19 protein-coding genes and 1 pseudogene are annotated in these 21230 nt (G+C 66.1%); 4 read left to right on the forward strand and 16 right to left on the reverse strand.

Annotated elements, in window-relative coordinates; all coding sequences use genetic code 11:
* Positions 1–31: 31 nt before the first annotated feature.
* Together TX76_RS10980 and TX76_RS10985 are read right to left on the reverse strand one after the other, a co-directional pair.
* A complete protein-coding gene (locus TX76_RS10980) occupies positions 32–661 on the reverse strand; it encodes a uracil-DNA glycosylase (RefSeq protein WP_049902552.1) in 630 nt (209 codons plus the stop codon).
* Between the two features lie 217 nt (positions 662–878).
* Positions 879–1538 carry a bacterio-opsin activator domain-containing protein gene (locus TX76_RS10985; RefSeq protein ID WP_049902499.1) on the reverse strand — a complete coding sequence of 220 codons (660 nt, stop codon included), beginning with the start codon at positions 1536–1538 and terminating at the stop codon, positions 879–881.
* Between the two features lie 308 nt (positions 1539–1846).
* Here TX76_RS10985 and ileS point away from each other — a divergent pair, with 308 nt between their 5' ends.
* Positions 1847–5107, forward strand: coding sequence for an isoleucine--tRNA ligase (gene ileS / locus TX76_RS10990; protein ID WP_049902500.1), 3261 nt, complete (start codon positions 1847–1849; stop codon positions 5105–5107).
* A gap of 6 nt (positions 5108–5113) precedes the next feature.
* Here the strand turns inward: ileS and prs are convergent, their stop codons facing one another.
* The 3 genes from prs to rocF all read right to left on the reverse strand — a co-directional run bounded on the left by prs (position 5114) and on the right by rocF (position 8061).
* On the reverse strand, positions 5114–5965 hold the full coding sequence (prs, locus tag TX76_RS10995; protein ID WP_049902501.1) for a ribose-phosphate diphosphokinase: 852 nt from the start codon (positions 5963–5965) through the stop codon (positions 5114–5116).
* Positions 5966–5986: 21 nt separating this feature from the next.
* Positions 5987–6820 (reverse strand): HVO_0234 family beta-propeller protein, encoded by an 834-nt coding sequence (locus TX76_RS11000; RefSeq protein ID WP_049902502.1) that lies wholly within the window; start codon positions 6818–6820, stop codon positions 5987–5989.
* 329 nt (positions 6821–7149) lie between these two features.
* Positions 7150–8061, reverse strand: a complete 912-nt coding sequence (gene rocF / locus TX76_RS11005; RefSeq protein ID WP_049902503.1) for an arginase — start codon at positions 8059–8061, stop codon at positions 7150–7152.
* 131 nt (positions 8062–8192) lie between these two features.
* On the opposite strand from rocF, the gene TX76_RS11010 reads away from it, so the two are divergent.
* Positions 8193–9545 carry a diaminobutyrate--2-oxoglutarate transaminase gene (locus TX76_RS11010; protein ID WP_049902504.1) on the forward strand — a complete coding sequence of 451 codons (1353 nt, stop codon included), beginning with the start codon at positions 8193–8195 and terminating at the stop codon, positions 9543–9545.
* A 136-nt stretch (positions 9546–9681) separates the two neighbouring features.
* Here TX76_RS11010 and TX76_RS11015 read toward each other — a convergent pair whose 3' ends face one another.
* A complete protein-coding gene (locus TX76_RS11015; RefSeq protein WP_049902505.1) occupies positions 9682–10605 on the reverse strand; it encodes an NAD-dependent epimerase/dehydratase family protein in 924 nt (307 codons plus the stop codon).
* Positions 10606–10731: 126 nt separating this feature from the next.
* Here TX76_RS11015 and TX76_RS11020 point away from each other — a divergent pair, with 126 nt between their 5' ends.
* A complete protein-coding gene (locus tag TX76_RS11020; protein ID WP_049902506.1) occupies positions 10732–11256 on the forward strand; it encodes an Rrf2 family transcriptional regulator in 525 nt (174 codons plus the stop codon).
* 34 nt (positions 11257–11290) lie between these two features.
* Here the strand turns inward: TX76_RS11020 and TX76_RS11025 are convergent, their stop codons facing one another.
* The 5 genes from TX76_RS11025 to TX76_RS11045 form a co-directional block, all read right to left on the reverse strand.
* Entirely contained in the window at positions 11291–11890 is a 600-nt protein-coding gene (locus TX76_RS11025) for a winged helix-turn-helix transcriptional regulator (RefSeq protein WP_049902508.1), read from the reverse strand.
* Positions 11891–11964: 74 nt separating this feature from the next.
* Positions 11965–13200, reverse strand: a complete 1236-nt coding sequence (locus tag TX76_RS11030) for an SPFH domain-containing protein (RefSeq protein WP_049902509.1) — start codon at positions 13198–13200, stop codon at positions 11965–11967.
* A gap of 77 nt (positions 13201–13277) precedes the next feature.
* Positions 13278–13901 carry an NfeD family protein gene (locus TX76_RS11035; RefSeq protein ID WP_049902511.1) on the reverse strand — a complete coding sequence of 208 codons (624 nt, stop codon included), beginning with the start codon at positions 13899–13901 and terminating at the stop codon, positions 13278–13280.
* Positions 13902–13946: 45 nt separating this feature from the next.
* Positions 13947–14189 carry a DUF7312 domain-containing protein gene (locus TX76_RS11040; protein WP_049902512.1) on the reverse strand — a complete coding sequence of 81 codons (243 nt, stop codon included), beginning with the start codon at positions 14187–14189 and terminating at the stop codon, positions 13947–13949.
* Between the two features lie 83 nt (positions 14190–14272).
* The gene (locus TX76_RS11045; protein WP_049902513.1) at positions 14273–15055 is read right to left on the reverse strand and encodes a DNA polymerase sliding clamp; all 783 of its coding nucleotides are present in this window, start codon (positions 15053–15055) and stop codon (positions 14273–14275) included.
* Positions 15056–15195: 140 nt separating this feature from the next.
* Between TX76_RS11045 and TX76_RS11050 the strand changes: the two genes are divergently transcribed.
* Complete coding sequence (locus TX76_RS11050; RefSeq protein WP_228842362.1) at positions 15196–15735, forward strand: hypothetical protein; 540 nt, start codon at positions 15196–15198, stop codon at positions 15733–15735.
* A gap of 33 nt (positions 15736–15768) precedes the next feature.
* On the opposite strand, the gene metG is transcribed toward TX76_RS11050, so the two are convergent.
* From metG to mfnA, 5 genes and pseudogenes are all read right to left on the reverse strand, one after another.
* Positions 15769–17826 (reverse strand): methionine--tRNA ligase, encoded by a 2058-nt coding sequence (gene metG / locus TX76_RS11055; RefSeq protein WP_049902516.1) that lies wholly within the window; start codon positions 17824–17826, stop codon positions 15769–15771.
* Positions 17827–18144: 318 nt separating this feature from the next.
* Positions 18145–18455: pseudogene (locus TX76_RS11060) on the reverse strand (hypothetical protein); the annotation flags it as partial.
* An 87-nt stretch (positions 18456–18542) separates the two neighbouring features.
* Positions 18543–19343 carry a hypothetical protein gene (locus TX76_RS11065; RefSeq protein ID WP_049902517.1) on the reverse strand — a complete coding sequence of 267 codons (801 nt, stop codon included), beginning with the start codon at positions 19341–19343 and terminating at the stop codon, positions 18543–18545.
* A gap of 91 nt (positions 19344–19434) precedes the next feature.
* Complete coding sequence (locus TX76_RS11070) at positions 19435–20016, reverse strand: YqaA family protein (protein ID WP_049902518.1); 582 nt, start codon at positions 20014–20016, stop codon at positions 19435–19437.
* Positions 20017–20053: 37 nt separating this feature from the next.
* Positions 20054–21127 (reverse strand): tyrosine decarboxylase MfnA, encoded by a 1074-nt coding sequence (mfnA, locus tag TX76_RS11075; protein WP_049902519.1) that lies wholly within the window; start codon positions 21125–21127, stop codon positions 20054–20056.
* Positions 21128–21230: the final 103 nt, after the last annotated feature.

Below are 21230 nucleotides of genomic sequence, written 5' to 3' on the forward strand. Positions count from 1 at the left end.
CAAGAAGGTTCCTGCCGTGGGCGGTTCGACCTTAGCCGATCTCAGCGAGCGTCTCGTCGATGGCGGCGAGGTACGATTCGCGGGTGTAGCCGAGTCGCGACAGCCAGACTTCCTGGTACGATGGATGGAGCACCGGAACCAGTGTGGTGTCGAGGTTGGCGAGTGAAACGGGTTCGAGCACCGCGTCGAGGAACCCGTCGAGATCGCGGTCTTCGGTCGCCAGCAGGCTCTGGGTCGCGTGTTTGCCGGTCGCGATGACAGCCCGTGGCTCGACGGTGCCGATCTCGCGTTCGAGATACGGGCGACAGTTCGCGCGCTCGTCGGCCGTGGGTTCGCGGTTCGAGCCGTCCTCACCTTCGGGGAAGCACTTCACTGCGTTCGTGAAGTAGCACTCGTCGGGGTCGTAGCCGAGATCGGCGAACAGCTCCCTGATCTTTCGGCCGGAGTGGCGTGCAGTGTAGGCCATCCCGGTCCAGTTGCCGCCCCGCCAGCGGTCGGCCGCCGGCGTGCCGGCCCCTGGTGCTTCGCCAACCACCACGAGATCGGCGTCGAGCGATCCGTTGCCCCACGAGATGCACTCGCGCGAGTCGACCAGCGCGGGACACCGCCGGCAGTCGGCGGCGAGGGCATTCCTCGATTCTGGATCCGGGAACTCGGGCACGGTCGGGTTAGCGGTCGGCACAGGCTTGAGTCTGCTCCCTATCGGGATCAGCACTGATTTTCAGAATCCCCACCTCTCAGATTGTTGGTTTGGTGGACTCAGTCTGCGAGATGCAGAGAGTATAGTCAGCAAAGAGACTCTGATGATTCCACCTAGCTGATTTCTGTTGGTGGAGGGCCTACAATGATCGATGACGTTCTCCTGTCGGCTGACAGGGTCAATATTCGTCGTCCTCCTCGACGAGAAGCGAGCTCGTGATAAGATTCTTATGTCCCCTTCGGAGCCGCTCGGAAAGCGCTTGATGAGAGATATTGAGGTCGTCGGCGAATTCCTGGGCGTTCGTCTCTCGTGGAATATCGTAGTAACCGATTTCGATGGCCGCCGTAAGAGTATTGTACTGTTGCTGGGTGAGATCATGCTGGGCTTCTTCGAGGTTTTCCAGTCCGTAAATGTGGGTTACGTTGAGCGTGAATTCGTTTTCCTGAGCGTATTCGCTCGTGGCTGCGAGCCCGCTCCGTTCGGGGAAGAACACCCGTAAGTGCCACTCACCGTCGCTTGCGGTGGCCTCGTGGACAGTTGCCTCTTGTTCGGCGACCATGTAGCCGATGACCTGCGCGCGGTCGGTCCATACCATCCGATAGTACGATTCGTCTTCGACCTCGGCGAGCAGTTCGACCTCCTCGACGCTCGAATCGGCTTCGAGTATCTCGGTCAATTCATCGAACTCGCCCCGCGTTGCCCTCACGAACGGCACCACGTGGGACGTATCGTGAGCCACCACGCGGTCGACCTCGAACACCATGTCCGGTCGGCGTTCGAGCGTCTCCGAAAGCGCGAACTCTGCGGTCGGGATACTGAACTCGGCTATCGTTGACACGTGAATGTGTGGTGCGGCTTTTACATGAAGGCGTCGGCTGGAGAGCAGTCGAGATGTGTCTTGTCGCGACTGACGGATACACATCGATATCCCGCCGATCCTGATTCGCCCCATCAGATCACGGTCATGAACGCGGGCGATATGCAAGATATGCGCCCTGTATCTCGCATGCTGTTCTTCTCAACTGCTGGGATGGATTCGCGCAAAACGATGGATTGCTCCGATAATTCGTATAGCATCGATCGCGGTCCCGCTGGTCGGTCTGCCCAACCGAGGTGGCTTTAGTCCCCGGGACGGATAGCACTGCCATGAGCAGGTTCGAGGACGTCGCGGATCGGTACGATCCCGATGCGGTCGAGGAGCGGGTGTTCGATCACTGGGACGAGACCGACGCCTACCGGCAGACGAAGGAGCACCGCGCGGGCGAGGAGGCGTTCTTCTTCGTCGACGGCCCCCCCTACACTTCGGGTGCAGCTCATCTCGGCACGACGTGGAACAAGACGCTGAAGGACGCCTACATCCGGTATCACCGAATGCAGGGCTACGACGTGACCGATCGGCCCGGGTTCGACATGCACGGCCTCCCGATCGAGACGAAGGTCGAGGAGAACCTCGGCTTCGAGAACAAGAAGGACATCGAGGCGTTCGGGATGGAGCCGTTCATCGAGGAGTGCAAGACCTACGCCGAGGAGCAACTCGACGGTCTGCAGTCTGACTTCGAGTCGTTCGGCGTCTGGATGGACTGGGAGAACCCCTACAGAACCGTCTCCCCGGAGTACATGGAGGCGGCGTGGTGGGGGTTCGCCCAGGCCGCAGACCGGGGTCTCGTCGAGCAGGGCAAACGTTCGATCACCCAGTGTCCGCGGTGTGAGACCGCGATCGCGAAAAACGAGGTCGAGTACCACGAGGTCGAGGACCCCTCGATCTACGTGGAGTTCCCGCTCGCCGAGCAAGAGGGTAGCCTGGTGGCGTGGACGACCACCCCGTGGACGGTCCCGGCGAACGCCTTCGTCGCGGTCGACGAGGACGTGACCTACCAGCGGGTTCGTGCCGAAAGAGGCGACGAGAGCGAGGTGCTCTACCTCGCAGCCGACGTGGTCGAGGAGGTCCTGAAGAAGGGCCGGTACGGGGACTACGAGGTGCTCGACGAGTTCGCAGGCAGCGAGATGCTCGGCTGGGAGTACGATCACCCGCTGGCCGATGAAGTACCAAACCACCCCGACGGCGACGGTGCGGGGCAGGTGTATCACGCCGATTACGTCGAGGTCGACCGCACAGGTCTGGTCCACTCCGCGCCCGGCCACGGCCAGGAGGACTTCGAGCGGGGCGAGGAGCTCGGCCTCGACGTGTTCTGTCCAGTCGGGAGCGACGGCGTCTACACCGACGAGGCAGGGAAGTACGCCGGCGAGTTCGTCCGCGACGCCAACGACGGTATCATCGCGGACCTCGACGAGAAGGGGCTGCTGCTCGCCGAGGAGACCTACGCCCACGACTACGGCCAGTGCTGGCGGTGTGACACGGACATCGTGTTCCTCGCCACCGACCAGTGGTTCATCACGGTCACCGATATCAAGGACGAACTGCTCGACAACATCGAGGACAGCGAGTGGCACCCTCCGGAAGCCCGTGACGAGCGCTTCCGCAACTTCGTCGAGGACTCGCCCGACTGGAACGTCTCCCGGCAGCGCTACTGGGGCATCCCCGTTCCGATCTGGACGCCCGAGGGCGACGAGGACCGCTCGGAGAGCGGAGCGACCGACGACGCCCGCGAGATGATCGTCGTCGGAACGCGCGAGGAGCTCGCCGAGCGCGCGGACCAGGACGTCGATCCCGAAGCGGTCGACCTCCATCGCCCCACTGTGGACGACCTGACGATCACCGAGGGCGGCACCACCTACACTCGGGTTCCGGACGTGTTCGACGTCTGGCTCGACTCGTCGGTGGCGTCGTGGGGCACGCTCGATTACCCCGGCGAGACCGAGGCCTTCGAGGAGCTCTGGCCCGCCGACCTCATCATGGAGGCCCACGACCAGACCCGCGGCTGGTTCTGGTCGCAGTTGGGAATGGGAACGGCAGCGCTCGGTGAGGTTCCCTACGACGAGGTGTTGATGCACGGCTACGCCAACATGCCCGACGGACGAGGCATGTCGAAGTCGAAGGGCATCACGATCGAGCCGGGCGAGATCGTCGAGCGCCACGGGGCCGACGCGATGCGGCTGTTCCTCCTCTCGGTCACGCCCCAGGGCGACGACATGCGCTTCTCGTGGGAGGAGACCGAGGAGATGGAGCGCACGCTCAACATCCTCTGGAACGTCTTCCGGTTCCCGCTCCCCTATATGCGCCTCGACGGGTTCGATCCGGGCGTTGCGCCGGAGGCGCAACGAGGTGAAGGCGGTGAAACCGCCGGAGCGACGACGCTTGCGGACGTCGAGGGCGCGCTCGAACGCGAGGATCAGTGGGTGCTCTCGCGGCTTCAAACTGTGGAGGCGGAGATGGCCGACGCGTGGGCCGACTTCCGCCAGGACCGTGCGCTCGACGCTCTCCTCGATTTCGTCGTCGAGGACGTTTCCCGATTCTACGTCCAAGGCGTCCGCGAGCGGATGTGGGAGGAAGCCGACAGCGACTCGAAGCGCGCGGCGTACGCGACCTTTTACCGGGTACTGGAGGAGGTCGTCGCGCTGCTCGCGCCGTACGCACCGTTCGTCGCCGAGGAAATTTACACGACTCTCACCGGCGACGACGGGTTCGACACCGTCCACATGTGTGACTGGCCCGAGTCCGACGACGACCTCCGCGACCCCGACCTCGAACGCACGGTGGCGGTCGCGCGCGCGGTCGAGGAGGCCGGTTCGGCCGCCCGCCAGCAGGCAGAACGCAAGCTCCGGTGGCCCGTCACGCGGGTCGTGGTCGACGCCGAAAGCGAGGCGGTCGCGAGCGCGGTCGATGACCAGCGCGACCTCGTCGCCGATCGGCTGAACGCCCGCCGCGTCGAGCTGATCGACCCCGAAGATCGGTGGGACGAACTCGCCTACAGCGCCGAGGCCGACATGAGCTTACTCGGTCCGGAGTTCGGCGATCGCGCGGGCGACGTGATGACCGCGCTCAACGAGGCTCGGGTCGACGAACCCACCCTGTCGGCGCTCGAAACCGCCGTCGCGGACCGCCTCGACGATTCGGTCGATCTCTCCGAGGAGATGGTGACGATCGTGACCGAGACCCCCGACGCGGTCGCCGCGGCCGGGTTCGACGAGGAGGGCGGCGGCACGGTCTACGTCGACACCGCGCTCACCGAGGACATCGAGAGCGAGGGGTACGCCAGGGACGTCATCCGCCGGATCCAGGAGATGCGCAAGGAGCTCGACCTCGATCTCGAAGAGCGGATCCGCGTCGAGTTCGCCGTCGCCGACGACCGGATCGGTGATCTCGTCCGCGAGCACGAGACCCTGATCGCAGAAGAGGTCCGCGCCGACGAGTTCGGGGCGGTCGAGGACGGCCACCGCCGCGAGTGGGACGTCGAGGACACCACGGTGGAGATCGCGGTCGAGCCGCTCGCCGGCGCACGAGCGTAGCTCGGACTATCCCGAGATCGCATCGGCGATCGCGGGCGCGACGCTCACGGTGCTCTCGGCGCGTTCGACCGTATCGGTTCCGTGGACGGCTTCGACGCCGGCGCGGGCGAGCCTGGTCCGAGCGGTGCCCGCGAGAACGGGATGGACGCAGGTGACGAACGCGCGGGCGGCGTCGCGCTCGCGGAGATGCGAGACGGCCGTGGCCATCGTCGAGCCGGTGGCCACGATGTCGTCGACGAGCACGGCGTCGCGCCCGGCGACGTCGGTCGCGTGCGGTTCGATCTCGACCTCGGTGGCACTGTGGCGCGTTTTCTCGAAGTAATCGACCGATCCCGCGCCGTACGCGTCGCGAACGGTCGTCGCGAGTTCGCGCGCGCCAGCGTCGGGGGCGAGGAAGACGGGATCGTCGAGGGCCGGCAGGGGGGCCGCGAGTCGGCCGGCGGCGTCGACGGTGTCACAGGGAACGTCGAAAAAGTCACTCACGCTCTCTTCGTGGGGATTCACGGTGAGCACGCGGTCGGTACCCGTACTCAGGGCGCGGGCGACCGCGCGAGCCGAGACGGGGTGGCCCGCCGCGAACGCGCTGTCCTGGCGGGCGTAGCCCATGTACGGCAGCACAGTAACGACCTCGCTCGCGCCCGCCTCGCGCACCGCATCCTGAAGCTGGAGGGCTTCGAGGTGGGCGTCGCTGGTGGTGGTCGCACACACTACGATCGCGCGCTCGGCGTCGAAGTCGGGCACCGAGGCGCAGAGCTCGCCGTCGGGAAAGCGCTCGTACTCGGTGGCCGCGAGCGGCTCGTCGAGCGCGGCGGCGAGCGAACTCGCGAGCGACTGCGACGTCGAGGCGCTGACGATCATGGATGCGTGTTCGCGGGCCACCTAAACGGCGTTTCGATCCGGCCGCGCGGCGATCGCTTCGACGCCACGCAGCCCGAGCGGGTGATCGCGCCACGCGTCGTCGGTCTTCGAGAGCAAGGTCCCGTCCGCTGCGACGGCGTAGACACCGCCCACTTCGGTCCCCGTTCCGGTGTACGCGACGTCGACGACCCGTTTTTCGATGCCGTCGACGATCGTCCACTCGCCGTCGGCGTGGCGGTACAGCGTCCCGTCGGTCGCGGCGTGGGCGCGGCCGAGCGCGCCTGGTTCGGCCGTCGAGCGATCCGCGCACACCATCGAGAACGATCCCTCAAAGGCTTGGAGCCAGCCGTTGCCGAGCCGGTAGAGCCCGTCGGCGGTCGCGGCGTGGGGCGTGCCCGCGGCGGCGACGTCGCGGACGGCGTCGAGTCCGACGTGCTGGCAGTCGGTGTCCGAGCAGCGGTAGATGCCGTCGGCGGCCGCCACGAGGTCGCCGTCGATGGCTCGCGGTTCTTCGACGCTGCCGACAGCCGTCCACTCACCGTCGATGCGACGAGCCACGGTTCCGTCGGAGGCGGCGGCGAGGAGCGTTCCGTCGAAGCCGATCGCGGTCGCCCCGCCGAAACCGGTCGGCTCGGCGTCCGCACCGACCCCGAGGAACACGTCCTCGTCGGTCGCGGCCGCGAGCCGGCCGTCACAGAGTGCGAGGTCGCGCGCCGCGTCCCGGTCGACGAGCTCGATCTCGCCGATGCGTGCGCCGACCGCCGTGACGCGCGCGAGGCCGGTTTCGCTCGCGACGAACAGCGCCACCGGGTCGGCGTTCGGCCCGTGAACCCGCTTCTCGTCGATGCTGCTCATGATCGAACACGACCGGCGACCGTCGAAAGCGTTCCGGCGTGCTGGCGAGCCGTGGATGGTGTGGCTGACGGCGATCCGATGGTTCCGACCGGCGAGAGCGACCGCCGCGCGTGGTGCGGTCTGCGGTGGCGGTGCCTGGCGAATGAAGGGCGAGGCGCGCTCCGCGCGCCGAGGGCTTCGGCGGTGCTGTGCGGTCGCGGAGAGGGGTAGCAATTCTACCGCGAGCGACCGAAGGGAACGAGCGGATGTTTTTGATGCAGATTTTTGCGAGGAGAGGTGCCCGCAGCGCGCCGGAGGCGCGCAAGGACACCCGACGAAGTAAAAAGGTGCTAGAGCACGCGCTTGCCGAGCGCGCTCGCGGCGAGTTCGACACCGAGTTCGGCGGTCTCGTTGTGCGAGTCGAGGATCGGGTTCGCCTCGACGAGTTCGAGCGAGCGGAGCACGCCGTCCTGGGTGTCGCGGTCGGCGACGGTTTCGAGCGCGGAGTGAGCCTCGCGGTAGGTGACGCCCCCTCTGACTGGGGTGCCGACGCCCGGCGCGTGGCTGGGATCGAGCCAGTCGAGATCGAGGCTGACGTGGATCCCGTCGACGCCGTCGGTGGCGACGTCGAGCGCCGCCTCGGTGATTTCCGTGACGCCGCGCTGGTCGATATCGGACATCGTGTAGGCCGTGATCTCGCTGTCGCGGATGCGCTCACGTTCGGGGTCGTCGACGCTCCGGAGGCCGACGAGTGCGACGTTTTCCTCGGACAGGTTTGGGGCGTTCGCCCACGGCGTGTCGGCGAACGTTCCCATCCCGAGCGCGGCCGCGAGCGGCATCCCGTGGACGTTGCCGGAGGGGGTCGTCTCGGGCGTGTTGACGTCGCTGTGGGCGTCGAACCAGATCGCGCCGATCTCCCGGTCGCGGGACGCGCCGGCCAGCGTGCCGATCGCGATCGAGTGATCCCCCCCGAGGACGAGCGGGAGCGCGCCGCCGTCGAGCGAGGAAGCGACCTCGTCGGCGAGTTTCGTACAGACCGACTCGACCTCGTCGAGATACTTCGCGTTGGCCTCGATCGACCTCGCCTCTGGGTCGCGCTCCTCGGCATGGGGAACCGTGAGATCGCCGGCATCGACACACGAGCGACCGATGTTCCCGAGCGTCGACGCGAGCCCGGCGTACCGGATCGCCGAGGGCCCCATGTCGACGCCCCGCCGGTCGGCTCCGAGATCCATCGGGACGCCGATCGTACTGATCGTCATGGAGGGACTCCGCGGCGACATCATAAAACCGGCGTGCACCGGGGTCGGTGGTTGCGAACGCCACGCGAAGGCTGAATGCGCTCCACGACCGACGTTCCCCCCAGCGCGGCCCTCGAACACCGAGATCCACAATGGACGACACTACTCCCGTCGAGGCGACAAACGAGACGTTGCTGGCCCGACAAGCCGCCCGCGAATCGAACGCCAGAACCTACCCCCGCGAACTCCCGCTGGCCATCAGCGAGGCCGAGGGGATCGAGGTCGTCGATGCCGACGGCAACCGCTACTACGACTGCCTCGCGGGCGCCGGCACGCTCGCGCTCGGTCACAACCATCCCGCCGTCATCGAGGCGATGGAGGACCTCCTCGATCGCGACCGGGCGCTCCACACCCTCGACATCACGACGCCGGCAAAGGAACGGTTCGTCGATACGCTCTTCGACAGCCTGCCCGACGAGTTCACCGACACCGCACGAGTCCATTTCTGTAGTCCCGCCGGCACCGACGCCGTCGAGGCCGCAGCGAAGCTCGCCAAGACTGCGACGGGCAACGAACCCCTCCTGAGCTTCCAGGGCAGCTACCACGGCATGACCCACGGCTCGCTCAGCCTCACCGGCGACAGGAGTGCCAAGGCCGACGTATCAGGTCTCGTCCCGAACGTCCACTTCCTGCCGTACCCCTACGACTACCGACCGCCGTTCGGCCTCGGCGGCGAGGACGGCCACCGCGCGATCAGCCGGCACATCGAGCGGGTGCTCGACGATCCCGAGAGCGGCGTCACCGAACCGGCAGGCGTGTTCGTCGAAGCGGTCCAGGGCGAGGGTGGATCGATCCCCGCACCCGACACGTGGCTCCGGCGGCTCCGCGAGCTCACTCGCGAGCGCGACGTTCCGTTGATCGTCGACGAGATCCAGGCTGGCCTCGGCCGCACCGGTGAGCTGTACGCCTTCGAACACGCCGGCATCGTGCCCGACGTGGTGACGCTCTCGAAGGCGGTCGGCGGCGGGCTTCCGCTGTCGGTGATGCTGTACGACGAGGAGGTGCTCGACTGGGAATCGGGCGCACACGTCGGCACCTTTCGAGGCAACCAGCTCGCGATGGCCGCCGGCCGGGCGACGATCGAACACATCGTCGAGAACGATCTCGCAGCCCACGCCACGGCGATGGGCGAACGGTTCATGGAGCACTTCGCGGCGATCGACGAGCGGTTCGCGGCGGTCGGCGACGTCCGCGGTCGGGGGCTGATGCTCGGACTCGAGCTGGTCGATCCGACCGCCGACCCCGACTCCGCTGGCAGCCACCCGACCGATCCCGACCTCGCTGCCCGAGTCCGTCGGGAGACATTCGACCGGGGGCTGATCGTCGAACTCGGCGGTCGTGCGAGCGCCACCGTGCGTCTGCTTCCGCCGCTGATCGTCACGCCCGAGGAGGTCGACGAGATCGCTTCGATCCTCACCGACGCGTTCGCTGCGGCGATCGACTGATACTGTCGGACAGAACCGACACAACGGATTCAGCGGCTCGTTCCGACGAAGTCGTTGAAAGGCTTCTGTCCGACAGTATGAGCCAGCGGCAGTCGAGCCTCGATTCGTCGCGCGTCGCTTCACACGACCTGTGCTGTTACTGCCCCTCGTACTGGGCACAGACCCGGCGAATACCCTCTTCGAACTCGATTTCGGGCTCCCAGCCGGTGGCTTCGTGCATCTTCGTGGCGTCGGCCATCGTGTCGTGGACGAACATGTCCTCGTCGATCGGGTTTTCGACGTGTTCGGGCTCGATGTCGGTACCGAGTTCGTCGTTCAGCATCTCGACGACCGTGTTCGCGGCGTAGCTCTCGCCCGTCCCGAGGTTGTAGATCCCCGTCAGCCGGTGGTCGGCGGCGAGTTCGAGCCCGCGGACGATGTCCGAGACGTGGGTGAAATCGCGGGTGTGCGAACCGTCGCCGTAGATGACCGGCGGGCGACCGTTCGCGAGATCGTCGGCGAACTGGGCGATGATGTTGGCGAACTCCCCCTTGTGCTCTTCCGAACCGCCGTAACCCTGGTACACCGAGAAAAACCGCATTCCGGCAGCCGTCATCTCGTAGCGGTTGGCGAAGTACTCGGCGTAGCGCTCGCGGGCGAGCTTCGAGGCCTCGTAGCCCGAACCCGCCTCGATCGGCATGTCCTCGGGCGAGGGCTCGGTCCGGTCGCCGTAGATCGAGGACGTCGAGGCGTAGACCACGGTGTCACAGCCCTCGCGTCGGACCTGCTCGACGGCGTTCACGAACCCCTCGACGTTGACCCGCGCGCCGCGCTGGGGCTCTTCCTCGTGCATCTTCTGCGAGGAGAGCGCCGCGAGATGGAAGAGGACGTCCACGTCGCTCGGGAGATCGTCGTCGACCACGCTCGCCTCGACGAACTCGACCTCGTCGTCGAGATTGTCTGGTGTCCCGAGGTAGCCGTCGTCGAGCGCGATCACGTCGTTCGTTTCGGCGAGGTGGTTCGCGAGGTTCGACCCGATGAACCCCGCACCGCCGGTGACGAGCACGCGCTGGCTCTGCATGGTTCGACGGGGCGTGCGGATCGTCAAGTCTCTATCGGAACGGTCCCGTGGATGCCGAGATCGAAACCACAGGACCCGGAACGGACACCCACCGGGTTTAAGTGTGAGTGTCACGAAAGCGGACATATGTCATCTATCGAACTGACTGACAGTCAGAAGAAGATTCTTCAGGAACTGGTCGATCTCTATCGCGAGAGCGAGAGCGCGGTCAAGGGCGAGTCGATCGCGGAGATGGTCGACCGCAACCCCGGCACGATCCGCAACCAGATGCAGAGCCTCAAAGCGCTCCAGCTCGTCGAGGGTGTTCCAGGGCCGAAGGGCGGGTACAAGCCGACGGCGAACGCCTACAGCGCACTCGACATCCAGGAGATGGACGAGCCAGAGACCGTCCCGCTTTCGCACAACGGCGAGCCCGTCGAGAACGCGAACGTTCAGGAGATCGACCTCATCAGCGTCCACCACCCCGAGAAATGTCGCGCGGAGATCCATCTCCAGGGATCGGTCCGGGAGTTCCACGACGGCGACTCCGTGACGGTGGGTCCGACACCGAAATCACACCTCGTGATCGAGGGCGACATCGACGGAACGGTCGACACCGACAACGTCCTCGTCCTCAACACGACGGGGATGCAAGCCCCGGCCGAGAACTGAACACCGAGCCACCCTCAGACAGTCGCCAGCGTTCTCAGCGATCGAGCCGGATGAGCCGGTCGGCCTCGCCCGCGAACTGCACCGTGGCGGCGTCGAAGGAGTCGGCGTACCGCACGAGCAGCGTCAACAGCAGCTCCGGCCGGTCGAGAGCGTAGCCGTCGGCCCGCGAGAGCAGCCCCGCGCGTTCGAGGTCGGCGGCGTGCTTGCTCACGGTGGGTCGCGAGACGCCGAGTTCGGCCGCGAGATCGCTCGCGGTCGCGTCGGGATCGATCAAGAGCGTGCGCACCATCCCGCGGGGTGTCTCGCGCCGGAGGTAGCCGAGCGCGATCCGTTCGAACTCGTCGAACTCGCCCGCGGGGAAGAAGCGTCGGTAGTCGCCGTCGCGCCGGCTCTCGACCGTTCCTTCGTCCTGGAGTCGCCGGAGGTGGTGTTGGGTCTCGCCGGTGCCGAGATCGAGGTCGTCGCGGAGCTTCGAGAAGTGTGCGCCGGGCGTCGCCGCGAGGTAGCCCGCAATCGCGCTCCGGGCGTCGCTGTCGTCGTCGGCTGCGAGGTGTGTGAACGGGCCGACCGCTCCGAGCGCGGCGAAGCGCCGGAGCGTGGACCGCTTCTGTTCGTCGACCTCGCGCTCTCCCATTGGCTCTCCTTAGTGGAAGTTACCTAAAACCTCTTCGACCGTGTGCGCCGCTGCACCACGAGCGACGCCGCCGCTCAGTTGGCTTCCGGTTCGGCCTCGCTCTCTTCGGCGTCGCTCGCCTCGTCGGTGACGTTTGGTCCTTCCATCGACTTGCTGCCTTCCGACGTCCCCTCGTCCGTGCCGCCGCCACTCGTCGTGCCGCTGGGTTCGTCCATCTCCGCGATGACCTGATCGGGATCCTGGATGTCGCCGGTCGCCTCCCCGGTTTTGATCGCTTCGGCCTCCTGTTCCATCGCCTCGATGTCGAGTTCGGCGTCCTCGTCGATGTTGCCGATGATCTCGTCGATGTCGTCGAGCCCGATCAGCTCGCGGGTCTCGTCGTCGAAGTCGAGGCTGTCGAGGTCCTGTCCGTCCTCCCGGACGTCGCTGCCCGTGAGGTGCTTGCCGTACCGGCCGAGCATCGAGGAGAGCTCCTGGGGCAGGACGAACGTCGTCGACTCGCCCTGACCGATCGATTCGAGCGTCTCCATCCCCTTGTCGATCACCGCGCGCTCACCCATCGACTCGGCGGATTTCGCTCGCAACACTGTCGAGACCGCATCACCCTGCGCTTCGAGGATCTGGCTCTGCTTTTCACCCTGGGCGCGGATGATGTTCGACTGTTTCTCACCCTCCGCACTCTCGACCGCGCTCCGGCGTTCACCCTGGGCTTCGAGGATCATCGCACGGCGACGCCGCTCGGCGGAGGTCTGCTGCTCCATCGCCTGCTGGACGTCCGCCGAGGGGTTCACTTCGCGAACCTCGACCGACTCGACACGAACGCCCCACTCGTCGGTCGGCTCGTCGAGCTCTTTTCTGATTCGGCCGTTGATCTCCGAGCGCTTGCTCAGCGTGTCGTCGAGGTCCATGTCGCCGAGTACGGCTCTGAGGGTGGTCTGGGCGAGGTTCGAGACGGCGCGCTTGTAGTCGTCGACCTCCAGAAACGCCTTCTTCGCGTCCATCACCTTGATGTACACCACTGCATCGGCGGTCACGGGCGAGTTGTCGCGCGTGATCGCCTCCTGGCGCGGGACGTCCAGGGTCTGGGTCCGCATGTCGAACGGGTAGGTGTTGTTGACGAACGGCGGGACGAAGTTGATCCCGGGTTCGAGCAGTTTCCGGTAGTCGCCGAGCACCGTGAGCGCACGCTTCTCGTAGGCGTTGACGATCTCCACCGCGCTGTAGACGGTGATGATCGCGACCAGCAACACCAGCAGTACCACGATGACCGGGGCGAAGCCGAGCCCGGCCTGAAGCGGAACGAGTGTCATCCAGCCAGACTTAGGAAGACGGGGACATAAGGGTTCGGTCGGGGGAAACCGGCAGCCGGGGCCGATCGCGTCGCGGTTCAGGCGGTTTCGCGCTCGCGCTCGTCGTCGGCCTCCTCGCGCCCGCGGGCGAGCTCGCGATCGATGTCGCCCTCGATCGCGCCGAGCGCCTCGACGGTGACGACGTTGCCGCCGCCGGGGTCGGTGACCATGACTGGCTCGCCCTCGGGGATCTCGCTGTCGAGGGCGCGCGCGGCGTAGTAGGGGTTGAACCCGCCGCCGTCGAGCTTGACCTGGCCGCCCGACCGGGTCACGCGTTCGGTGACGTGACCCGACTTCCCCCGGAGGGAGTTCGAGTCGCTCGTCTGGCCCATGTGCTTCCCGCCGTAGAAATCGAACTTCCGATAGGCGTACAGGGTCCCTGCGCCGCTGGCGAGCACGATCCCCGCGAGGATGACCGCGAGCACCACTGGGCCGAGGATGCCACCGAAGACCGTTCCGAGCACCACCCCGACCAGTCCGGCGACCAGCAGCGCGACCCCGAGGACCACGAAGTGCGCACCGGGAGCGAGCGCCTCCAGGCCCATCAGCCCGAGTCCGGCGACCACGAGCACCAGCGGGAGCTGGTTGAGGACGAGATCCGTGGCCTGGAGCACGACTGCGCCAGGCACGGCAGCCAGCGAATGGCCGAACGCCAGTACCATGATGGTGTGTTAGGGCGACGCGTGATTAACTGTTGGGTCCATGACTCAGATCCCGAGGATCACGAGCAGCGCGACCGCGACCCCGAGACAGACGAACAGCGTGTTCTCGAGGCTCGGCGATCCGGGTTCGATGTCGGTCGCGCCCGCCTCGCCGAACACGTCGGTCGCCTGTCCGTCGACCTGGTCCGTTCCCGACTCGCCCTCCGTCTCCGGCGCTCCACCACCGTCCTCGTCGGACTCTTCGAAGTCCTCGACCGCATATTTCCAGTCGTCGGCGTCGTCGGTCATGTCCCGAGAACGGGTTCCAGCCTGAAGTGCGTGCCGCCAGGCCCACGAGAGAAACCGGTTTCGGTGGAGAGAGGGCGAGGAGGTCAGTAATCGACGGTTCTCCGTGGACTGACGACGTACTCGACGGTGCCGGCACCGTCGGCGAACTCGTACCCGATCTCGACCGGCGTTTCGGTACCGAGTCGGAGGTCCACGTCCGGCGTTCCGGCGATCGCTCGGTCGATCGCCTGCAGGTAGTCGAGCGAGAACAGCGAATGGGCGTCGTCCGGCGTGAACGCGACGAGGTCGTCCTCGCTGAGGACGAGCGAGACGTCGTCGGTGTCGCCCTCGGCCTCGACGTAGAAGGTGCTCGCGTCCGCGTCGATGCCGAAGGCGACCTGGTTCGAAACCATGTCCGCCGCTCGCAGGGCGTGGTCGATGGCGTCGGCCTCAACGACGACCCCGCCAGGGAGGTCGACAGCCGTCTCCGAGAGGTCGGGCGGCGATCGGATCGAGCCGGGGTCGATGAGCGCGAGCGTGTATTCGAGGTCGTCGATGGTGATGTCGAGGGTGCGCGTTTCGGGATCGAGAACGAACTCGATCAACTGTCCGCGGTCGGCCATCCCGACGACCTCCTTGAGTCGGCCGACATCGACGCCGATCCGTCCGCCAGCGGACTCGTACGACTCGAACGCGTCGTCGGACAGTTCGAGGTCGACCATCGCGACGCTCGCCGGATCGACCGCCGGAACCCGGATGCCGCCGTCGTCGAGTTCGATGCGACACTCGTCGACGAGCGCATCGACGAGGTCGACGATCGTCCCCATCGTCTCGGCGTCCGCGATCGCCTCGAAGGAGTGACCAGCGGTATCGTCTGCGGTACGCATGTGTCCCATTGTCGTCTGCGAGACACATAACCACTTTGTGAGTTGTACTGATAATAACCTGATTTGGGGTATGTTTATATGCGTGTGACTAGTTTCGTAACCCGATATAGAGTATGAGCGGTGATGGCCGAGAACGCGGCATGCTGAGTCGAGCGGATCGAGCGTATCTCCGGGGTGAGACGGAGCTCGCGAGCGCCCAGTCGGAGCGAAACGCGCGCTCGCGGATCCGTGACCGTATCCACGACGCCACGCTCGATTTCGAGGTGCTGGTCGAGCATCTCTCGGATCGCGACCGGGAGCTGGTGTTCGGAAAGCGCTTCGAGGAGATGGAGGGGGCCGAGGCGTTCGACGTCCTCGTGTCCGCGATCGCGTTCCTCTATCGGGCGACGGGCGACACCGACATCGCGTTCGAGACGGTGCTGAAAGAGGGGATCAACGTGGCCGAGGCGAAGGCGGATCGAGCCGCGACCGTCGACCTCGATCTGACCTTCCAGACGCTCACTGCCGAACAGCTGCGCCACAAACTGGAACAGGGAGAGACGCTCTCGCTCACCGAGATCGCGTATCTGCACGAAAGCGACGACGTGAGCATGGACGAGCTCGCACAGTACTTCACGGACGCCGATGGAGCCGAGGCGATCGACGACGGTCGCATCCAGTCGAAGGTCACGAACTTCTGAACCGGGAGTTCGACGAACGCGATTCGAGGGTGGTTAGCGAACCCGCGTGCCGGGCACGCTGTCCGCGTGGGTGGTGAGCAGGTCCGCATCCTCGCCCGCCGCGAGCACCATCCCGTTGCTTTCGACGCCGAACAGCTCGTTCTTCTCGATGTTGGCGAGCACGACCACGCGGGTTCCCGGGAGGTCGTCGAGATCGTGGAGCTGCTTGATCCCCGCGACCACCTGGCGAGTTTCGACGCCGAGATCGACCTCCAGCCGTGCGAGGTCGTCCGCGCCCTCGATCCCCTCCGCGAGTTCGATTTCCCCCACTCGGATGTCGAGGTTCTGGAACGCCTCGAACCCGATCCGCTCGTCGGCGAGCGCCGGGAGATCGACGTCGGGTTCGGCGGTGTCGTCGTCGGAACTGTCTTCGTCGGCGTCGCTCTCGCTGGCGGCTTCGATCTGGGCTTCGAGCTCCTCGTTCAGCTCCGCGACGCGATCGTCTTCGATCGTCTCGAACAGCTCTTCGGGGGCGTCGAAGTCCGCGGACGGCGCGTCGAGCGCCGCGTCGAGGGTGGCGTCGTGGACCGAGCCGGACTCGTCGAGCTGGTCCCAGAGTCGTTCGGCGGTGCTCGGTAACACCGGCTCGGCGAGCACCGCGATCGCCTTCACGAGCTGGACGCAGTCCCGGATCACCGCCCCGCGCTCGGGATCGTCGAGCTTCCACGGCTCGTGGCCCTGGATGTACTCGTTGCCGAACTGGGCGAGTTTGACCGGTGCCTGGCCGATCGCTCGGATGGAGTAGTCGTCGAGTGCGTCGCCGAAGTCCTCGATCGCCGACTCGATGCGCTCCGCGACCTCTTCGGAAACGTCGCTTTCGGGTGTGCCGTCGTAGTTGCGGTGGGCAAAGAGTAGCGACCGATAACAGAAGTTGCCGAGCGTCCCCACCAGCTCGCCGTTGACCCGCTCGGCGAACCGTTCCCACGAGAAGTCGACGTCCTGCTGGAACCCCGTCCCGGTGGTGACGTAGTACCGATAGAGGTCGGTATCGAACCCCTCGTCGAGGTAGTCGTCCGCCCAGACCGCCCGATTCCGGCTGGTCGAGAACCCCTTGCCGTCGAGGTTGACGAACCCGCTCGCCAGCACCGATCGGGGTTCGTTGTAGTCCACCCCGTGGAGGACGGCGGGCCAGAAGACGGTGTGGTGCTGGATGATGTCCCGGCCGATGACGTGGACGATCTCTCCCCCCTCTTGCCAGACTTCCTCCCAGTCGTACTCGTCGGCCCCAACGCGTTCGCTGTACTGCTTCGTGGAGGCGATGTATTCGATCGGCGCGTCGACCCAGACGTAGAGCACGAGGTCCTCCTCGCCAGGGTACTCGATCCCCCAGTCGAGATCGCGGGTGATACACCAGTCCTGGAGCTCCCCCTCGATCCACTCCCGGGGCTGATTTTTCGCGTTCGACGTGCCGTCGAGCCGGTCGATGAACCCCGTGAGGTAGTCCTGGAACTCCGAGAGCCGGAGGAACTCGTGCTCGCGGGTGCGGTACTCCGCGGGGTTCCCCGTGATGACGCTGGTGGGCTCTTCGATCTCGCCCGGTTCGAGGTGGCGACCGCAGCCCTCGTCGCACTCGTCGCCGCGGGCGTGTTCGCCACAGTACGGACACGTTCCCTCGACGTACCGATCGGGCAGGGGTTGGTCCTCCTCGGGGTCCCACGCGACCTCGATTTCCTTCTCGTAGATATACCCACCGTCATCGAGTTCGCGCACGAACTCCTGGGTGAGTTCGACGTTCGTCTCCTCGGCGGTGTGGCCGTAGTTGTCGAATGCGACGTCGAACTCCGGGAACGTCGCTTCGTACTTCTCGTGGTGGCGCAGCGCGAACTCCTCGGGCGAGACGCCCTCGCGCCACGCGTTGACCGCGACGGGCGTGCCGTGCATGTCCGATCCCGAGACGAACGCGGTGTCCTGGCCGAGTTTTTCGAGCGCGCGCGCGAACGCGTCGCCGCCGACGTAGGTTCGGAGGTGGCCGACGTGGAGATCGCCGTTGGCGTACGGGAGTCCGCACGTGACCACCGCCGGGTTTGCGGTGGGGAACGACTCGTGGCTCATGGGTAGCGATACCTCGATGCGGGCCTAAAGCCCGCGGTTTTCTCGTTGGCGTGCATGGTCGGTGATTGGGATTGCGTCGTAACTGAAGAGCGAACGATCGGAGAACGCGCCGCGGTTTCTGCGCCGTCCGTCGGCACCGCGTCAGCGGGTTCGACGCGCCGGCGGGTCCACCACGCGCTACGCGGGTCGCATAGCGTGTGAGCACATCGCGTGGTGGACCGACGGGAACATACTCTCCTGTGCGAAGGCGGGACACATAACGGTGTTCCTCACGGTGAGCGGCCGACACCGATAGTCGTCGGATCGCCGAACGCCGGTTCAGAGGGCGAAAAACGGCGCGAACACGCCCACCGTGACGAGCAGGCGACCCACGCTCCCGGCGAACGTGGCGGCGGCGAACTTCACGTAGTCCTCTTCGAGGACGGTGAACGCGTAGATCGAGAGCGTATCGGGGAAAAGGGGACAGAGAGCGCGAGCGCGATGTAGCCGTACTCCCGCGCGAGTTCGACCGTCCGGCGCTCGGACCACTCCACGACGTCGAACCGCGACTCGCGGAGCCGGTCGATGACGGGACCGGACTGTCGTTTCGCCTCGTGACCCAGGTGGAAGGCGACGACGCTGCCGGCGGCGCATGCGGTGGTTGTCGGGGACGACCGCAGTCACGCTAACACGCTCGGCGTACTCCAATAAAGACAGTACGGTCGGCCGCCGGCGATTCAGACCTCGATCGAGTTCAGTGAGTGGACCCACTCCGTGCCTTCCGTCCCACCCCAACTGATGCTGATGCCAGCGACCTTCCCGGCGGCGGAGAACGCGACGTTGAGGCCACTCAGGCAGTTCCCGCCGAGGAGACCCTCGGTCTTCCACGTGTGGGCGTAATCCGCGTAGATTCGATGCTGGCCAGATTCCTGCTTCTCCATGTCGAACGCGAGGTGCGAGGAGACGTCGCCGTTGTAGTCGTTGTCGTCCTTCCGGTGGGCGTCTGACTCGTACTCGGCGGTGACGCCGTAGCGTTCGTCGTCGACGGTATCGACGTAGGGGCCAGTGTCGACGTTGCCGTCGTACGCCCAGCGGTCGTCGGAGTAGGTAACCGAGACGCCATCGGCGGGGTGGTTGCCGAAGCAAATCTTGTCCGCGTCGGGCGAAACGGTCCAATGGTACGAGGTCCGGAACACATCGTTGCCCTCGCCGTTGTTGTAGTCGTACCACGAGTAGATGTTGAACGTCGACTCGGACTCGACGAAGGCGTCCTGCGTCGTGACGCCGTCAAGCGAGGTGCGGGAGAGCGAGGGGCCGGTGGTGCTTCGGCCCCCGTATTCGATGTCGTGTCGCTCCAGCAGGCGTTCGGCCTGTTCCGGCTTGTCGTTGTGAAGGAGTTGCTCGACGGTATTGCTGATGCCAGCACGTTGTGCGCTGGGGCCGTCGCCGGAGGTCCCTGGCGAACCGGAGACGGAGACCGATGCGAGTGCGGTTGCGAGGACGGTACCACTGCTTTTCAGAATGGTTCGTCGTCGCATACATAGTTATTACTGATGAAGAACTTGATATTTGTGGCCGACGGAATACTTGGTTGTTGATTAATCCTTGAGCGCTGTCGGACGTAGCCGGTCAAACGAGCTCGAGAATGGCCTCGAATCCCGCCTCCCAGAGGACGAGTCGTCCGACGCTACCGGTAAATGTGGCGAGCGCGAACTTCACGTAGTCCTCCTCGAGAACGGAGAACGCGTAGATGGAGAGCGTATCCGGGAACCCGGGGACGCACAGCGCCATCGCCAGCCCGGCGTAACCGTACTTGCGGGCTATCTTGATGGTTTTGTTCTCGCTCCACTCCACGATGTCGAACCGCGACCGGCGCAAGAAGCGGATGACGGGGCCGGCCTCCTTCGCCTCCTGTCCGAGATGGAATGCGAACAGGCTGCCGGCTGCCTTCCCGGCCCCGCTGACGACGATGATGAGGCCGAGCTCCCCCCACCACGGGAGGCCGAGCTGAAGCGGTGCGAACAGAACGATCTCGCTGGGTAACGGCAGGACGAACGCAATGAGGAAGGAGTAGACGGCGATGATACCCAGACCCGCCCAGCCGGTTGCGGTCTCGACTGCCTCCTCCAGCCCGCCGAACTGCAGCGGCACGGCCCCGACGGCCGCGAGATCGGCGAGCGCGGCGAACGCGGCGGCCGACGGGAGTGACACGGCAGTGTGTGCGCTCGCGTCACATCTAAGTGTGGCGTTATTCGACGCGATCGAGATCGGTCACGAACTCCCGAAGCGTCTCGCGGGTGACGTGGGGCATGCACACGATCCGGAGATCGCCCGACGCGGTGCGTGCGATCCGCCAGCCGGCCTCACGGAGTGCGTCGAACTCGCGTTCGGGGAGGGTGGCGGCGACCAGCGGCAACTCGGGTTCGACGACGTCGTAGCCCCGTTCGTCGAGTGCGGCGGCGAGCCAGTCGGCGTTCGCCTGACAGCGCTCGGCCTGCTCGCGATAGCCATCGGGCCAGAGTTCGTCCATCGCGGCGGCCGCGCTCGCGACGCCCGCGCCGCTCCGCGTCCCCGTGAGGCTGGCCTGCGAGGCCGATTCGAGATACGGCGTATCGATCGCGAGTTCGTCGAGCAGATCGGACGAGCGCGCGAGCAGTCCGCCGGCGGGCACGGCCGCCTGACCGAGCTTGTGGGGGTCGATCGTCAGGGTGTCGATGGCGGCGTGATCGAACTGCCAGTCGTGCTCGGTGAATGGCAGATGAAAGCCGCCCCACGCGGCGTCGACGTGACACAGCGCCTCGGCCTCGCTCGCGAGATCGGCGATCGCGGGGATCGGATCGACGCGCCCGTACTCGGTCGAGCCGGCGACGCCGACCACCGCGACGGTGTCGCCGTCGACGAGTTCGCTCATCGCGTCGGGATCGGCCCGGTAGTCGTCGTCGAGCGGTGCAGTTCGAAGCTCGAGGCCGAGCACGTCGGCGGCCTTGTGGAAACTGAAGTGGACGCTCGCGGGTGCGACGACGTTCGCCCGTTCGCTGGTCACCGGACCGCCGGTCGGCCCGCGATCGCGCGCGATCCGCATCGCCTGGATGTTCGCCTCGGTGCCACCGCTGGTGATGTATCCTACCGCATCCGGATGGCCGGCGATCTCGGCGAGCGCTGTGATGGCCTCGCGTTCGAGATCCGCGACCGTCTCGTAGGTGGCCGGATCGCCGGGGTTCGTCGCGAGGAACTCCTCGGCTGCCGCGCGAGCCGCGGGGTGGGGTTCCGTACACATCGAGGAGAGAACCCGGGAGAACTCCTGCGGGGAGGCCCGCTGCATGTGGTCGAGTTTTGGGTCGTGATCGGTTTAGCCGTTGTGTCTCGGCGTCGCTGTGGAACAGGTAGCGAACGGCACCGAAGATACTTGTTTCTCGCCATCACAC

Origin of the sequence: Halococcus agarilyticus (assembly GCF_000334895.1) — an archaeon.
Lineage (GTDB): Archaea > Halobacteriota > Halobacteria > Halobacteriales > Halococcaceae > Halococcus > Halococcus agarilyticus.

Excerpts from the sequence above, each read along its gene's own strand:
- metG (WP_049902516.1), bottom strand. The coding sequence starts at position 17,826 with ATGAGCCACGAGTCGTTCCCCACCGCAAACCCGGCGGTGGTCACGTGC.
- ileS (WP_049902500.1), top strand. The coding sequence starts at position 1,847 with ATGAGCAGGTTCGAGGACGTCGCGGATCGGTACGATCCCGATGCGGTC.
- mfnA (WP_049902519.1), bottom strand. The coding sequence starts at position 21,127 with ATGCAGCGGGCCTCCCCGCAGGAGTTCTCCCGGGTTCTCTCCTCGATG.
- TX76_RS11000 (WP_049902502.1), bottom strand. The coding sequence starts at position 6,820 with ATGAGCAGCATCGACGAGAAGCGGGTTCACGGGCCGAACGCCGACCCG.
- TX76_RS11010 (WP_049902504.1), top strand. The coding sequence starts at position 8,193 with ATGGACGACACTACTCCCGTCGAGGCGACAAACGAGACGTTGCTGGCC.
- TX76_RS11015 (WP_049902505.1), bottom strand. The coding sequence starts at position 10,605 with ATGCAGAGCCAGCGCGTGCTCGTCACCGGCGGTGCGGGGTTCATCGGG.
- prs (WP_049902501.1), bottom strand. The coding sequence starts at position 5,965 with ATGATCGTCAGCGCCTCGACGTCGCAGTCGCTCGCGAGTTCGCTCGCC.
- TX76_RS11035 (WP_049902511.1), bottom strand. The coding sequence starts at position 13,901 with ATGGTACTGGCGTTCGGCCATTCGCTGGCTGCCGTGCCTGGCGCAGTC.
- TX76_RS11025 (WP_049902508.1), bottom strand. The coding sequence starts at position 11,890 with ATGGGAGAGCGCGAGGTCGACGAACAGAAGCGGTCCACGCTCCGGCGC.
- rocF (WP_049902503.1), bottom strand. The coding sequence starts at position 8,061 with ATGACGATCAGTACGATCGGCGTCCCGATGGATCTCGGAGCCGACCGG.
- TX76_RS11040 (WP_049902512.1), bottom strand. The coding sequence starts at position 14,189 with ATGACCGACGACGCCGACGACTGGAAATATGCGGTCGAGGACTTCGAA.
- TX76_RS11030 (WP_049902509.1), bottom strand. The coding sequence starts at position 13,200 with ATGACACTCGTTCCGCTTCAGGCCGGGCTCGGCTTCGCCCCGGTCATC.
- TX76_RS11065 (WP_049902517.1), bottom strand. The coding sequence starts at position 19,343 with ATGCGACGACGAACCATTCTGAAAAGCAGTGGTACCGTCCTCGCAACC.
- TX76_RS11045 (WP_049902513.1), bottom strand. The coding sequence starts at position 15,055 with ATGCGTACCGCAGACGATACCGCTGGTCACTCCTTCGAGGCGATCGCG.
- TX76_RS11050 (WP_228842362.1), top strand. The coding sequence starts at position 15,196 with ATGCTGAGTCGAGCGGATCGAGCGTATCTCCGGGGTGAGACGGAGCTC.
- TX76_RS11020 (WP_049902506.1), top strand. The coding sequence starts at position 10,732 with ATGTCATCTATCGAACTGACTGACAGTCAGAAGAAGATTCTTCAGGAA.